This is a genomic window from Chitinophaga sp. sic0106, from assembly GCF_019219075.1.
Taxonomy (GTDB): Bacteria; Bacteroidota; Bacteroidia; order Chitinophagales; family Chitinophagaceae; genus Chitinophaga.
Window position 1 is genome coordinate 76,198 of record NZ_JAHUWJ010000014.1, and the last position, 15,095, is coordinate 91,292.

The 15,095-nt window shown below is 45.9% G+C and carries 10 protein-coding genes; 5 read left to right on the forward strand and 5 right to left on the reverse strand.

Annotated elements, in window-relative coordinates; all coding sequences use genetic code 11:
- Positions 1-5: 5 nt before the first annotated feature.
- Together KW844_RS19795 and KW844_RS19800 are read right to left on the reverse strand one after the other, a co-directional pair.
- Positions 6-3,572, reverse strand: a complete 3,567-nt coding sequence (locus KW844_RS19795; RefSeq protein ID WP_218378520.1) for a SusC/RagA family TonB-linked outer membrane protein — start codon at positions 3,570-3,572, stop codon at positions 6-8.
- A gap of 29 nt (positions 3,573-3,601) precedes the next feature.
- Positions 3,602-4,621: a FecR family protein gene (locus KW844_RS19800; protein ID WP_218378521.1), complete on the reverse strand. Its 1,020-nt coding sequence runs from the start codon at positions 4,619-4,621 to the stop codon at positions 3,602-3,604.
- Positions 4,622-4,884: 263 nt separating this feature from the next.
- Between KW844_RS19800 and KW844_RS19805 the strand changes: the two genes are divergently transcribed.
- Positions 4,885-5,505 (forward strand): RNA polymerase sigma factor, encoded by a 621-nt coding sequence (locus KW844_RS19805; protein WP_218378522.1) that lies wholly within the window; start codon positions 4,885-4,887, stop codon positions 5,503-5,505.
- A 3-nt stretch (positions 5,506-5,508) separates the two neighbouring features.
- Here KW844_RS19805 and KW844_RS19810 read toward each other — a convergent pair whose 3' ends face one another.
- Positions 5,509-5,934: a secondary thiamine-phosphate synthase enzyme YjbQ gene (locus tag KW844_RS19810; protein ID WP_218378523.1), complete on the reverse strand. Its 426-nt coding sequence runs from the start codon at positions 5,932-5,934 to the stop codon at positions 5,509-5,511.
- 165 nt (positions 5,935-6,099) lie between these two features.
- On the opposite strand from KW844_RS19810, the gene KW844_RS19815 reads away from it, so the two are divergent.
- From KW844_RS19815 to KW844_RS19830, 4 genes are all read left to right on the forward strand, one after another.
- Entirely contained in the window at positions 6,100-8,526 is a 2,427-nt protein-coding gene (locus tag KW844_RS19815) for an ABC transporter permease (RefSeq protein ID WP_218378524.1), read from the forward strand.
- Positions 8,527-8,631: 105 nt separating this feature from the next.
- Positions 8,632-9,477: an alpha/beta fold hydrolase gene (locus KW844_RS19820; RefSeq protein ID WP_218378525.1), complete on the forward strand. Its 846-nt coding sequence runs from the start codon at positions 8,632-8,634 to the stop codon at positions 9,475-9,477.
- Positions 9,428-9,949, forward strand: a complete 522-nt coding sequence (locus KW844_RS19825; protein WP_218378526.1) for an RNA polymerase sigma factor — start codon at positions 9,428-9,430, stop codon at positions 9,947-9,949. Before KW844_RS19820 ends, KW844_RS19825 begins: the two co-directional genes overlap by 50 nt.
- Complete coding sequence (locus KW844_RS19830; protein WP_218378527.1) at positions 9,939-10,535, forward strand: hypothetical protein; 597 nt, start codon at positions 9,939-9,941, stop codon at positions 10,533-10,535. The genes KW844_RS19825 and KW844_RS19830 overlap by 11 nt, the downstream gene beginning before the upstream one ends.
- 95 nt (positions 10,536-10,630) lie before the next feature.
- Here KW844_RS19830 and KW844_RS19835 read toward each other — a convergent pair whose 3' ends face one another.
- A complete protein-coding gene (locus KW844_RS19835; protein ID WP_218378528.1) occupies positions 10,631-11,938 on the reverse strand; it encodes a RagB/SusD family nutrient uptake outer membrane protein in 1,308 nt (435 codons plus the stop codon).
- 20 nt (positions 11,939-11,958) lie between these two features.
- Positions 11,959-15,072 (reverse strand): SusC/RagA family TonB-linked outer membrane protein, encoded by a 3,114-nt coding sequence (locus tag KW844_RS19840; RefSeq protein ID WP_218378529.1) that lies wholly within the window; start codon positions 15,070-15,072, stop codon positions 11,959-11,961.
- Between the last annotated feature and the right edge of the window lie 23 nt (positions 15,073-15,095).

Genomic DNA, 15,095 nt, shown 5'->3' on the forward strand with positions numbered 1-15,095 from the left:
CTGTACTAAATTGAAAGGTTGATACCAAAGTTATAAGTAGGCATGATCGGCAATCCTCTTGAGATGGAGCCGTTGCTGATGGATGCAGCCTCCGGATCTATTCCCTGACCATTAAAGCCGATATAGAACAAATTATCCGCCTGGAACCTGATGCGCGCATTTGCCACTTTCAGTCGCTTCAGCCAATCTTGCGGCAGATTATAACTCAATGAAAGGTTTCTGGCCTTGATAAAGCTGGCGTTCGCAATAGATTTTTCAGAATACATGTAATAGCTCCGACTCTGCGACACCACGGTTTTATCGAAGTCGAACGACAGTTTAGGAATATCCGTTGTAAGCTCATCACCTGGCTTTTTCCAGGCATTCATGATACCTTCCATATACACCCCTGAAGGATAACCTCCATTCATGGTTGGTACTTCATAACGCATGATATGGCCTGCATTAAACACCAGCATAAAAGAGAACTGAAACTGTTTATAGCTAAGGTTATTGATCACTGCTCCAGTGTAGCGTGGCAGGTAGGTCCCACTGTAGATCAGCACATCAGGATTGGTTACCAGTGCATCGGTAGGCTTACCATCCAAACCATAGATCATACCATTTCCTTTTTCGTTTACTCCAGCATAGCGGTAGCTGTAAATACTGTAAAACGGATCGCCCTGCAGGTAGTAGTTGGCCGCATTTGGAATCAATTCAGAAATGAGCTTAGGATCATAATCCACTTTGGTCACCTTGTTTTTATTATAAGAACCATTTACGGTAACATCCCAGTTAAAGCTTCTGTTACGGAGCACATTACCCCTTACGGATACTTCCACACCACTGTTGCGCATGCCGCCGTTGTTCACCTTAGATGTAGAAAAACCTAGCGCCGGATCTAAGGTCAGATTAGCCAATAAATCAGTACTGTTTCTTACATAGAAATCCATCGTACCGGAGAGGCGGTTACTTAAAGTGGCGAAGTCGAAGCCCACGTTGGTGGTAGCTGTTTTTTCCCAGCGAAGATTTGGATTAGGAGGCGAACCAATGGAGCCCACCAGGTTACCCGTTTGGTTGCTGGCACCATAATTGGCCACCATATAAGGACTAGCCTCTTTAGATACGTTACCATTTACACCATAGGAAGCACGCAGTTTCAGCATATCCAGCCAGGAAATGCCTGACATGAAATCTTCTTTGGACATAATCCAGCCTGCACCCGCAGACCATAATGGCCGATACTGGTATTTAGGATTGGTGCCAAACAGGTTCGACAAATCCATACGTGCACTACCCGATAACATATATTTTTCATTATAGGTATATGCCACGTTACCATACAAGGACACAAAGCGATTGATGACTTCTCTCACTTTACCCAGATCAGAAGCACTGAGTTGTCCTCTTACTCCATTCAAGCCTAAGAAACCATTTTTAACATCATCCACATTCACCGGCATGGATGACATGGTTTGCCAGTCATAACCGAATAAAGCAAAATAATCTCTGTTAATTTTTGACTCCCGTACCTCCGATCCCAACAAGCCCACAAGTTCATGTTTACGGTTGAAGGTATGGTTGAAATTTAATTGCTGACGGAACGTATATGCACGGGTAGTTGCCAAAGTATTGCGCAGGCTGTTTCCTACCGGTACTTTAAATTTCAGGTTATTGCCGGCATCTTTATAAGAAAAAGAATTCAGGAAACCACGCATGTAACGGGAATTCTGATCCATGAACTGCTCTATTTTATCTGTGTTACGTTCATATTGGAACATCACATCATAGTTCAGCCATTTGGTAATTTTTGCGTTCAGGCGGAGATTCGTTCTAACATCCCATCCTTTACTTTTTACCAGGTTGTAGTTCATTTCATCCGCAGGATTGATACCCAAGTTGAATAAACCATTATTCTTGATGATATCCTGTGTAGCTTTGGACTCTTTCAAACGAAGGGTGGTAAGGTTACCATATTCATCCAGGGCTGATTCGTATGGCATCAGGTAATCAAACCAACCACTCCCAGAGGTAATCTGGCCGGTGGAGTTATCGGGCGACTGACCATCTGAGTAATTCAGGTATACGCCAACATCTGCTGTCAACCATTTGGAAATCTGGGTAGAGTTCCTCATGTTTACACCTAGAAATTTGTTATTATCATTAATACTGTAAGCCTGATCATTTCTGAACGTAGCAGACAAATTAAATACATTTGACTCGCTGGCTTTGCCAATGGAAAGATTATACTGTTGGTTCTGTTTAGGTCGAATCAGTCTATCCAGAATCTGTTGGTTATATTGATTTGTGCCTTTCAGTACCTCCAGTTGCGCATCCGCTTCTGCTCTGGTAATCTTACCTTCTGCCACCTGCAACAACAACTCCATGGCCGGGTTATTATAGCTGGCAGACTCTCGGATGCTGGCAGCAGTACCGATAGGATTGGTTACAAAAAGCGGGTTATTATCGAAATAATAAGTAGTGAGGTCAACCATCTCCGCTGAACTGGCCCGCTTACGGTAACTCAGGTCCCATTTAGGAGTTACGGCATAATCCGCACTAAAATTAATGCTTGTTTTACCCTTTTTTGCCTTTTTGGTAGTGATAACAATCACACCATTTGCAGCACGTGCACCGTAAATAGAAGCAGCAGCTGCATCTTTCAATACGGTAATGCTCTCAATATCTTCCGGGTTAATATTGGGGGTTTGATCCACCACCCATCCATTAGCATCGATGGTGCTGTTTTCTACAGGGAAACCATCGATAACATATAATGGATTAGCCCCTCTGGTATCAAAAGTAGATTGACCACGTACCTGAATTTTATCTTTATATACCATAACGCCTGGCAAGTTACCTTCCAGCACCTGGTTCAGTGAAGAGATACGGCGTTTATCCAGATCCGCAGCTTTTACGGTAGCAAATGAACCGGTAGCGCGTTCGCGACTGATGGTTTGGTATCCTGTTACTACTACTTCATTGAGTACTTTAGTTACCAGCTTTACTGCCAATGGCTGACCAATTACTACAGGTACCACTTGCCTGTCCATACCCGGAAAACTCACCGTTACTGTTTTTACACTATCAGGGAGTGTGAAAGCAAACTTACCATCTGAATTAGTGCCGGTATAAAACTTACTACCTGCAGCCATCACGATGGCACCCGGCACAGGATTATTGGAATCATCCACAACAGTTCCAAAAACCTTGTTGGCTGGGACCTGCTGTAAAGCCTGTTGAGCAGCAGCTGCACGCTGCGCCTCAATACCCTGCTTGCTCTGCTTCGCTACAATTGTATAGTGGTTCTTGTCAACATACAAAAACAACAGGTCATTAGGATAGAGAATGCCTTTCAGCACTTCTTCCACAGGCCGGCTGCTCTGTGCTTTAACATCTACCGTAGTAGTTTTACCATTCACGAGCGCCCCTTCATACATGAAGGTTGTTCCGTAAATTTTTGTCACCTGCGTTAAAGCCTCTTTAACAGAAACTTTACCTGCCTTGCTTTGCGCACCGGCATAGTTGAAGGTGAGCAAAAGTACGCATAGGTACAGGAAGCCCCTTAGGCTTTGTCTGCTACAAATCCCCATTGATCTTGGTTTTTTAGAAAATAGTAAGTTTAATAGCCCCGCGGACCGTTGTTTTTAAACGTCAGCGTATCATTATGCTTTTCGATGGTGACATTCAGGATGGCCGACAATTCAAACATGACGCTGTTGATGTTTTGTAACCTTAAAGTTCCCTCGATGGTTTTGCTGGCAATGGATGAGTCCTGCAGTACGATGGTATAGCCATATTGATCCTGCAATGTTTCTATAATCTCTTTAACAGAAGTATTGGTAAGCTCCATTTTATTTTCCCGCCAGGCCATTGCTTTGGTATTATTGGCAGGAACTGACACTACCTGTAGCTTCTCTGACTCATAGTTGGCTTTCTGGTCAGGCGCCAGCACTACACTGGTGTGTTTTTGTAGCTCGGTAACTCTTACTTTACCGCTTTGCAGAAATATTTCTGCTTTGTTTCTCCTGTTCTTTATATTAAATACTGTCCCTAATACTTCTACATCTATCTCCCCGGCATGTACCGTAAACGGCGCCGCAAGATGTTTAACGGAAGGCCTCACCTCAAAAACCGCTTCCCCACTCAGCCAAACCTCCCTTTTTTCCTGACTCCACTTCTGATAAGTGATCGTCGTATTTGCATTCATGGTGACCACCGAAGAATCCGGCAAAGTTACCACTAAATGCTCTCCATTCCCCGTGGTAAATGTCTTCTCCCTGTCACTAAATAAGTAATATCCTCCGATAATGGCTGCCGGTATAATTACCGCAGCTGCCGCGTACCAGAACCGGCGATACAAAGGAGTACTAACCAAAACCGGCTGCTCCTGCATCCCCGCCTGAATACCTGCCCATACCTCTGCCTTTGCTGCTACGGGCGACTGAATTCTCTCCAAACCATAAATACCCTCCAGTATCCCCCTGGCTTCCCGCATCACCGTTACATTCCCATGCCCTTCGGCTTCCCAGGACTCCCAAAAGGCCGCTGCATCAGGCCGGGCATCACGTACCCACTCCATGAAGAACGCATCTTCCAGGAACTCTTCTTTAGTGTATGAATGATAATTTCTATTTTTCAAATCCTAACAATAGTTAGTACCACAATCTCAATCAGTATGGAGAAAATAACCCCTTACCTTAAACAGAACACAAGGATTTTACAAAACACCCCACTTTTTTTTAATTTTTTTAATTTTTCTTAAATGAATTTTTAAACCAATTGTTTTTATACTTTTACATCCATATTAATATCCTTATATCTATTCAGCCACGGACAGTTTACTAACAGCCTTCACCAACGGCTACACTATTTTTTTGTAATTTTAAGGCGAGAAGTTGGGACATGGATCTTTCATCAGCATCTGATACGGCGCTCTGGGAAGCACTACAACACAGCAACGAATTAGCTTTTGCAGAAATTTACGACCGGTATTTCAACCGGTTATACGAGTATGCTATGCGCCTACACCAGCACGAAGAACTAGTGAAAGACACCATCCAGGAACTGTTTATTAAACTCTGGACCAACCGCCATAACCTCAGCGAAAACGTAGACCTCCGACCCTACCTTTTTGTAGCACTCAGAAGTACACTCTACAACCGCTTAAGGCCAAGACGAAACGTGACACTGGTGGCCTTTGACAAGGAACAACACGATTTCCTGGCCAATTTTTCCTACGAACAAACCTATATCAACAAGGAAAGTCAGCAACAGCAACATAAACAGATCACGGAAGCACTCAACCAGCTAAACAGCCGGCAGAAAGAAATTATTTATCTCCGCTACTTTGAAGAACTGGATTATGACCAGATAGGAGAAATTATGGGTATCTCTGTAAAGGGCGCCTACAAACTATCTGCAAGAGCCCTGAAAAGCATGCGGGATATCATGCAGCTCAGCATGCCGGGACTCATGATACTACTGCAGGCTTATAAAACCTCCCTGCAGCAAACAGGCAGCTAGCAACTATTCCTCTCCCCAAACCGTCAGCACTAAACTGCGGGAACCGCCATCGTTTCTGTGTTCACATAAATAAATACCCTGCCAGGTGCCCAACGCCAACCGGCCATTATGTACAGGTATCATTACCGACGCCCCCAGCAACGACGCCTTGATGTGCGCCGGCATATCGTCCGCCCCCTCGTAATCATGCTCATAATCAGGATCATTTTCCGGTACCGCTTTGTTAAACCACATCTCAAAATCGGCACGCACCGTAGGATCAGCATTTTCATTAATGGTAAGCCCCGCAGAGGTATGCTGTATGAATACCTGCAGCATGCCCGCCTTGATCTTCGTTACCTGCGGAATGGCCTGCAATACCTCCCCTGTTATTAAATGAAACCCTCTGCTTCTCGGCCGTAACCTCACCCCTTGCTGATATATCTTCATATTATCCGTTTGCCACAAAATTAATACATCCCTATCTTTATACTAAACGTCTGCTTTCGGACAAATCGTGTACTAAAAACGGACACTTTGGGAGCATGCAGCATTTACATCTCCCTGAAAATCAATAACAATACTATGCGGCATCCACTTTGATCCTGCACCACCATGATACGCAATTACCTGAAAATAGCGCTGCGCAACCTGTGGAAAAACAAAGCTTTTTCCGCCATCAACATCACCGGGCTGGCCATAGGCATCGCCACCTGCCTCGTTATTTCCCTGTATATCAGCTATGAACTCAGCTATGACCAGTTCAATAAAAATTCAGACCGCATCGTAAGAGTAGTACTGCGGGGACAGGTGAAAGGTGAACCCATGAAAGAAGCCAACGTATTCCCACCGCTGGCCGCAGTACTCAAAAGCACTTTCCCCGAAATTGAGGAAACCGTGCGACTCAGAAATGCCGGCGTACCAACCATTGTATATAACGACAAAAAATACCAGGAGTATATGGTAGGCTATGCCGACCCATCCCTGTTCAACATATTCGACTTCACCCTCCTCGATGGCAATAAAGCCCAGGCCCTGACGGAACCTTTTACCATCATCCTGTCCGACAGGATGGCCACAAAATATTTCGGCAAAGCCGACCCCATGGGCAAAATGCTCTTCTTTAAAGACGAAAACCAGTACTACCGCGTCACCGGCGTCTATAAAGAGCAGCCCGCCAATACTCATATGCGGTTTGATATGATCGCCTCTATGAGCTCCGTGCCCGACTCCCGCTCTGAATCATGGCTTACCTCCGGCTACTTTACCTACCTGCTGCTACCCAAAGGGTATGATCGCAGTAAACTGGAAGCAAAGCTGCCATCCCTGGTTGAGAAATACGTAGGACCACAAATGCAGCAGTATATGCATATGTCGCTCAGCGAATTTAAAGCAGTAGGCAACAAGTTTGACCTGCGACTGCAAAAGCTGACAGATATCCACCTGCATTCCGACTACGGCTATGACCTGGATACGCCCGGCGATATCCGCTATATCTACATCTTCGGCGCCATTGTGCTGTTCATGATCCTGATTGCCTGTATCAACTTTATGAACCTCAGCACCGCCAATGCAGTAGGCCGGGTAAAGGAAGTAGCCATGCGGAAGGTATTGGGCGCAGCCAGGGGCCGACTGGTGATTCAGTTTATGCTGGAATCCATTGCACTTACACTTATTGCCACCATCATAGCCGTGCTTCTCGCGTTTCTGTTACTCCCTACGTTCAATAAACTGGCTGGCCGGAATATCGAATTACACTGGCTCAGCACCCCCTGGCTGGTACCCATCATCCTGTTGTTTGCAGTAATTACCGGCATGGTTGCCGGCAGCTATCCAGCCTTTTTTCTCGCTTCCTTTAAGCCGGAAGCCGCGCTGAAGCGGAGCTTCAGCCCAGGCGGCAAACAGGGTACCCGTATCCGTAGTAGTCTTGTGGTATTCCAGTTTTTTGTATCTATTACGCTGATGGTGAGCACGGCGATTGTGTATAACCAATTGTCGTATATCCAGCATAAGAAATTGGGGTATAATAAAGATAACGTGCTCCTGTTGCATCAGACTGACCGTATCAGCGGATCGCAGCGGGAAGCCATGCGCAGCAAGCTCCTGCAGGACTCCCGCGTTAAAGGAATTACGGTGTCGGCCTACCTGCCCTCAGGCCCCAGTTACTCCAACAACTATTTCATCTATGAAAAAACCTCCGATGCACAGATAAAAACGCTGCGCTACGAAGTGGATGAAAACTACCTGGATGTGATGGGGATGCAACTGACAGCTGGCCGCAACTTCTCCGCCAAATTCGGCGGCGACACCTCTTCGGCCGTAATCAATGAAGCCACCGCCAAGGCCATGGGCTGGGGGAACGATGCCATTGGCAAAACGTTCAGGCATATGGATATCAGAAGCGCTGGCAAAACGTTTCAGGTAATTGGCGTGGTGAAAGACTTCCATTTCAAATCCATGCACACGCCTATTTCACCATTGGTGATGGAGCTGAGTAATGGCTGGGGACCTATGTTTATTATTAAACACGATCCGGCGCATACCGAAGCGCTGGTGGCCAGCCTGGAGCAGCAATGGAAGGCATTCAACACGGACGTGAGTTTTTATTATACTTTCCTGGATCAGCATTATGCAGATTCGTATCAGTCGGAAGCCAATACAGGCCGCATTCTCGCCATATTTGCCGGCCTTACCATTTTTGTTGCCTGCCTGGGTGTATTTGGTCTGGCTACTTATACGGCACGTAAACGCGCCAAAGAAATCAGCGTACGTAAAGTAATGGGAGCAAGTGTTTCCGGCATTGTTACGCTTTTATCCACCGACTTCCTGAAGCTGGTGCTGCTGGCCTTCTTATTATCTGTACCTGTAGCCTGGTACCTGATGCGGCAATGGCTGCAAGGCTTTGCATACAGCGTGGATATTCATTGGTGGATTTTTGCGGCTACCGCAGCGGGGGCTATCATTATTACTTTATTAACGGTGAGTCTGCAAGCTGTAAAAGCAGCCCTGGCCAACCCTATCAAAAGTTTACGCAGCGAATAAGTAATTGATTTTCATGGGTGTAAAAAAATTTTAAAAATTTCTTGCGATACGGTGTAACATTCTGAAAGGTCGCGTATCTAAAAGGAAATTTAAAAACAAACACCCATGAAAAAGTTATTCGTTCTCTTCCTGATATTCGCACTGGCTGCGCTTTACCTGAATACATTTGCACAAACTACACAGCCTGGCTTCCAGGTAAAAACTGTTGGAAAAGGAAAACAGGCAGTCATCCTGATTCCTGGCTTTACCTGCAGCGGTGATGTATTTGACGGCACTGCTGCCGGCCTCGGCAATCAATATACCAGCTATATATTAACCATGCCAGGCTATGCCGGCGCACCTGCTGAAGCGGCACCCAACATCAATAACTGGGTAGAAGAAATTGCTGCCTACGTACGCAAAAACAAACTGGATCATCCGATACTGATAGGTCATAGTCTTGGCGGTGGACTGGTAATGACGCTTACTGCCCGTTACCCTGACTTATTCAGTAAGGCAGTTATCGTAGATGCGTTACCGTGCCTTGGCGCCCTGATGAACCCTGAGTTCAAACAGGCCGAAACACCTGACTGCTCTGCCTTTGCGAATCGTATCATGCCCATGAACGATTCCGCCATGTACAAAATGCAAAAGGTAACCATCCCACGCCTCACCACTGATACCGTACACCGCGAGCAGATTATTATGTGGGGAGTAAAAACAGACCGTAAAACCTACGTGGATACCTACTGCCAGTTTTCCAACCTGGATCAGCGGGCTACTATTTCTGCCGTAAAAATCCCTACACTGGTGCTTTTAGAATCTTCTTTTATTAACTTTAAACCGGCGATAGAAGAACAGTATAAAAATCTGACAACAGCTACCCTGAAATACGCCACCAAGGGATTACATTTTATCATGTATGACGATACAGAATGGTATCTTAACCAAATCACCCAATTCCTCCAGTAGCCAGCAGCGAGCTTTTGATGAGCTATACGCCGATTACTGGGACAAAGTTTTCCGCCTGTGCATGGGTTATGTGAATGATGATGACTGGGCCAAGGATATAGCACAGGATACGTTTATCACCGTATGGCAGCAGCTGTCCAACTTCCGGAACGAAGCTGCCATCGGTACCTGGATCTTCCGCATCGCATGTAACAACTGTTTACGCCAACTGGAAAGAAGCAGCAAATTTGTAAGAAAAGAAGTGGATAAAGCAGAGGAAGGACCGGTGGTGAATGAAGACGAAGTCAACTTTCTGTACCAATGTATTGCTACTTTAAATGAAACAGACAGGTTGATAATATCCATGGAACTGGAAGATGTGAAACAAGCAGAGATAGCGGGCATCCTGGGTATGAGCGAATCAAATGTGCGGGTAAGAATACATCGCATTAAAGAAAAACTGACGGAAAAATTCAAGGCATATGAACGCTGACGATAAATTTCAACAGCTGTGGCGTAGTAAGAAAACAGCGCCGGCACCAGATATCAAAGCCTTACTGGCGAAGGCTGCCAAAGTAAAAGGCGCTGTAAAACGTAAGCTTATTTTGTCGTACGTGCTGCTGACTGCCACCATTATCTGGATTTGCTGCATTGTAGCGTGGTCACACCCTAAAATGATCACTACCTGGATAGGTGTAGTATTGGCGATTGTAGCCATATTGCTATACCTGGCTTCTTCTGCGGGCCTGATAAAACAACTGTTTGCTAAAGGGCAGGAAGAAGTACCGGTGCAGGAATACCTTCAAAATATGTTGCAGATACGGGAAAAGCAGCGTCACCTGCAACGTGGAATATTAAATGCTTACTTCATCCTGTTGTTCTCCGGGCTGGCGTTGTATATGATTGAGTATGCCCGTCGTTTACCGGCCACTACTGCGGCGCTGGTGTATGGAGCAGTAACGGTTTGGGGGCTGATCAACTGGTTTTATTTCAGGAAGAAAGCAATTGCGAAGCAGGAGCAATCCCTCGGGGCTGTTATCAGCAAACTGGAAGCAGTAATAGCAGATACCAAAAACTAACGTAAATCAATATACGAAAAAAGCCAGGTTCCTTTTTCAGGACCTGGCTTTTTACATTCACATGCATGGTAAATATACCAAAACGAGCTTCCCTGTTATTGTGCAGGGTCGGCTGGGGTGTTGGGGTTATCATTCCGTTCAACGAGCGGATAAGGGAAGTAGGTACGCTTACGTTCAGACGCTGGTCTGCCGAAGCGGCGACTATCTTCCAGTTCCTGTCCGGCCAGGTATAATTCTATTCTCCTATGCTTATAAATGGAATCGAGTAATGCTGCTGGGGAGGCTACGCTGGTGATGGCGGGGAGGCCGGCGCCTACGCCATAGATATCACCGGCAGGTTGTTTGGTAACCACCTTATTGAGTTCTATCAGGCCGTTGGTGACATCGCTTTTACGCGCGTAACACTCTGCTTTAATCAAAGTCATTTCACCTGGTAAATACACTGGAATCTGCGCGGTAGTAGAAGTCCAGAAACCTTTGATACCCCATTTGAGTGAAGAGGTAGGGTTTCTCAGCAAATAAAATGGCAGGCGCTGGTCAGCATTCTCCGGGCGGAACCCAACTGGTAAGCCCATGGTAGAATCCGTAGCCTGGTAGATGTTGCTGGTAGAAGCCACCAGGAAAAAGATCGGGTTGTTTACCTGGTCATTAAAGTTAAGAGTGGATTTAACGGTGAGGCTCGCCTTATCTGCTGCGGCCAAAGCTACATCATAATCGCCTGCACAAAGGGCATACCTTGCTTTCAGCGCATACAACGAGTTGAGCACATTTACCCCTGCCGGTACATACGGTGTAAAATTGCTGCCTATAGGCGTTGCCGTGATGGTGTTAATCGCATTATCCAGCACACCTACTGCCTTGCGATAACCAGCCTGACCGCTAATGAAAGCTACCGGTGCTGTATTAGCGCCAGGAAAACCACTGGTATCAGGTACCTGCTCAAAAAAAGCGGCCTGCGTACCTATCGCCCAGGCTTTATACAAGGAAGCATAGGCGATTACACCACTTGCAAAACCTGGATCAGTAATTACTTTCGGTGTAGTAGTTAAGATTCTGTTAGACTCATAAATTATTTTGTTGCTGGTAGCCCACAGCTGGTTTATAACGGAATTGGTATTTAATACCGCAACTCCACCGGTTTGCAGCTGCGCTTCATCCACGTTACCCGTGTTGGTTACAAACGTTTCACCGGTAAGGATGCTACCTGCGGTAACCGAATTATAAAGCAATCCTGTACGATCCTTTACATAATAGGCCTGCAAACCCACTGCTACATCCGCAATGGCGGCAGGGGTGCTGTAAGCCTGATCAGACGAGGGTCCGCTCGGGTCTGAAAAATTTTTGGAACAGGAGGTGGCAATGGCCAGCGTTCCTATCAGGCAATATTTAATATATTGATTCATGACTTTTCTCTTTTAAGGATTTAGAATTTTGCACGTACACCAATGCTGTAGGTTCTGGGAATAGGAACAGCACCAAAGTCAATACCACGCAGCAGCGTACTCTGACCAGCAGCATTTACTTCCGGATCATATCCTTTATAGTTATCCCATGACACCAGGTTACGGCCGCTGGCCATCACCGTCAGATCACTGAATCCTTTTATTTTTCCAAAATTATAAGAGAGTGCTACTTCACGCAGTTTTACGAAAGAGCCATCGTCAATCCTGAATTCCTGTATCTGGTATACACCGTTGATGTATCCGCGAGGCAGCAGGCCAAGGTCTTCTGCTTCTGCAACTTTACCGTTGTCCACACCCTGGCGGGTTCTGTAGTCAGCGTTAAATACATCCACACCCTGTACGATATCCAGCTGGGTATGTAAAGTCAGGCTTTTCCAGGTGAAGTCGTTGGTAATGGTAGAAGTGTAATCCGGATTCGGGTCACCGATTTTTTTATTCAGCACAGCGCCGGTAGGCAGGCCGTTGCCATCACGGCCAGGGGTATACGTAAGTGAAGTATTCTGCACGCCTCTTTCAGTGAGTGGAATCCCGTTGGCATCTTTGATAATATTACCGCTGTTATCCCTCGCATAAAATGCGCCATAGAAAAATCCGATAGGCTCATTTTGAGCGATACTTACGCTGGCACCACCGATATTATTATACAGGATCAGACCACCACCAATATCAGTAGCTTTGTTTCTGTTTCTGTTAAAGATGCCGGTGAAATCCCATCTGAAATCCTTGGTTTTTACCGGAGTGGCATTCAATACCACTTCAATACCATTATTTTCCAGGGTACCAATATTGGCCTGGTAAGAGGTAAAACCATCGGTTGGTGCAATAGCTCTGGCAATCAGCAGGTCTTTTACTTTCTTACGATAGTAGTTAACGCTAAGGCCTATACGATCACCGAGGAAAGCCATGTCTGTACCGAATTCCAGCTCTTGCTGCCTTTCAGGTTTCACGTTAGGATCGGTGTAGGTCAGTGGCGACTGGAATGCAGATGCACCGATGAAAGCGGTTGCGTTATAGGTATTGAATCGTGCATATGCCGGAATACCGGTCAGGTTACCTGACTCACCGTAAGCAGCCCTGAATTTCAGGAAAGTCCACCATTTAGCGATATTGGAATTTTTCCAGTAATCGGCGCCGGACAATACATAGCTACCACTCAGCTTGGAGTACAGCTGATTGCGCTCATCCTTTCCGAATACAGAAGAACCGTCCAGTCGCAATGCACCGGTAATGAACAACTGGTCCTTGTATTTAAAGTTTTGCTGGATGAACTCCCCGGCAATACTCAGCTCTGTACGCTGATCTTCGCCCGGAATGATGGTGGCGGCTTTGGCAGCACTCTGTACAAATGGTGGCAAACCTCTTCCCTGAATCATAGTATAGTTCATCTTCTGGTATTGCACGGAGTAACCTACCTGTGTAACGGAAGAAAAGTTTTCGCTGATCTGCGCATTATAAGTAGCATTCACGTCATGATTGATCATGAACGATACATTGGTAGCCGCACTGGAATAACCATTGAGCGTAGGGTTATTAGGGTTACCTCCTCCGTAAAATCCGGTGCTTACAAAGTAAGCATATGGCGGAATCAAAGTAGTTCCGTTCTGGGAGTAATTATCTATACCCATTTTATAATCTATACTCAAATTCTTGATGGGCTTAATAGATAAGCCTGCACCGGCAATAATACGGCCAGTGGTTTGACGCTGGTCGAAATCTTCAATGATAGACACCGGGTTCACACGGCCCAGGTTACCCACCTTCATAAGGTTACCAATGGCATCACGCTTTTGGATATCATAGTAGTTACCCAGGATAGTGATAGAGTTCATTGGTGAGTAAAAAGTATTACCATCAGGTTTTTCGTTGGACTTGCTATACACATAGTTCATAGAACCATTGAAGGTGAGCCATTTGGTAATTTCCTGGTCCAGGTTCAGGCGGAAACTGTAACGACTAAAATCAGTGTTTCTGATAATACCCTGGTTATACATATAACTGGCAGAAGCAAAGTATTTCGTTTTATCGCGGCCGCCTGCTACGGATACGTTATTGTCTGTACCTACGCCGGTACGGAAAATATAATCCTGGTAATCGTAACGACTTACAGGAGTAGTAGCAGTAGTTAAAGGTGGGGTACCGATATTGTTTTGAGTGGACTCATTAGGATCGCCTCCAAACTTTGTTGGCGCCTTATTTACTTCCAGCTTTTTACGGATTTCGTTCAGGTTAAAGCTGGTAGAGAAATTAACTACCGGCTTACCTTCTGCACCTCTCTTAGTGAATATCTGTACCACACCCGCATTTGCACGGGAACCATAGATAGCTGCTGCGGCAGCGCCGTTGAGTACTTCAATCCGTTCGATATCCGCAGGGTTAATATCCGCCATACGGCTCTGGCCAATGGTACCAACGGTATTACCTCCGTTATAGTTAGGGTCTGTATTGGTTACGCGGGTAGTACTGTTATCAATAATTACCCCATCAATAATATACAAAGGCTCAGAAGAACCGCTGATAGTACTGATACCACGAAGCCTTACCGACATAGCGCCGGAAGGATCACCGGAGTTCTGGATAATCTGTGCACCGGCGGTTTTACCTTGCAACGCGGTGAGCACGTTGCTGGTAGCGCCTTTGTTCAATGCATCTGCTTTTACAGAACTGATATAACTACCCAGCTGGCGGCGGGTGGTACCGGCAGAAGTACCGGTTACTACTACCTCATCCAGTTTGGATACGTCTTCTGCCATAGTAGCATCTACAGTAGTGCTGCCACTGGCGCTAACGGTCACCTGTTTTTGTTGTTGCTGAAAACCAATGCCGGAAAACACAAGTGTGTAAGTACCTGCGGGCTGCGTAAGACGAACGGTATATTTACCATCCGCATCCGTTTGTGCGCCCTGGTTGGTGTTTCTAACGGCAATGGTTATACCGGGAACTGCAGTGCCTTTTTCATCCGTAACTTTTCCCGAAATAACGAATTGCGCGGATGCTGCCAGGGACAGGAAGCAGCATAGCAGAAAGAGCAACATGGTGCGCGGACACGCTGCCCATTTGAATCGGAGCAATTTCATAATTGTTGTTTAGACTTGTTGAT

Coding starts and splice junctions, on each gene's coding strand:
- KW844_RS19825 (WP_218378526.1), top strand. CDS start 9,428: ATGACGATACAGAATGGTATCTTAACCAAATCACCCAATTCCTCCAGT.
- KW844_RS19795 (WP_218378520.1), bottom strand. CDS start 3,572: ATGGGGATTTGTAGCAGACAAAGCCTAAGGGGCTTCCTGTACCTATGC.
- KW844_RS19805 (WP_218378522.1), top strand. CDS start 4,885: ATGGATCTTTCATCAGCATCTGATACGGCGCTCTGGGAAGCACTACAA.
- KW844_RS19830 (WP_218378527.1), top strand. CDS start 9,939: ATGAACGCTGACGATAAATTTCAACAGCTGTGGCGTAGTAAGAAAACA.
- KW844_RS19820 (WP_218378525.1), top strand. CDS start 8,632: ATGAAAAAGTTATTCGTTCTCTTCCTGATATTCGCACTGGCTGCGCTT.
- KW844_RS19835 (WP_218378528.1), bottom strand. CDS start 11,938: ATGAATCAATATATTAAATATTGCCTGATAGGAACGCTGGCCATTGCC.
- KW844_RS19810 (WP_218378523.1), bottom strand. CDS start 5,934: ATGAAGATATATCAGCAAGGGGTGAGGTTACGGCCGAGAAGCAGAGGG.
- KW844_RS19840 (WP_218378529.1), bottom strand. CDS start 15,072: ATGAAATTGCTCCGATTCAAATGGGCAGCGTGTCCGCGCACCATGTTG.
- KW844_RS19815 (WP_218378524.1), top strand. CDS start 6,100: ATGATACGCAATTACCTGAAAATAGCGCTGCGCAACCTGTGGAAAAAC.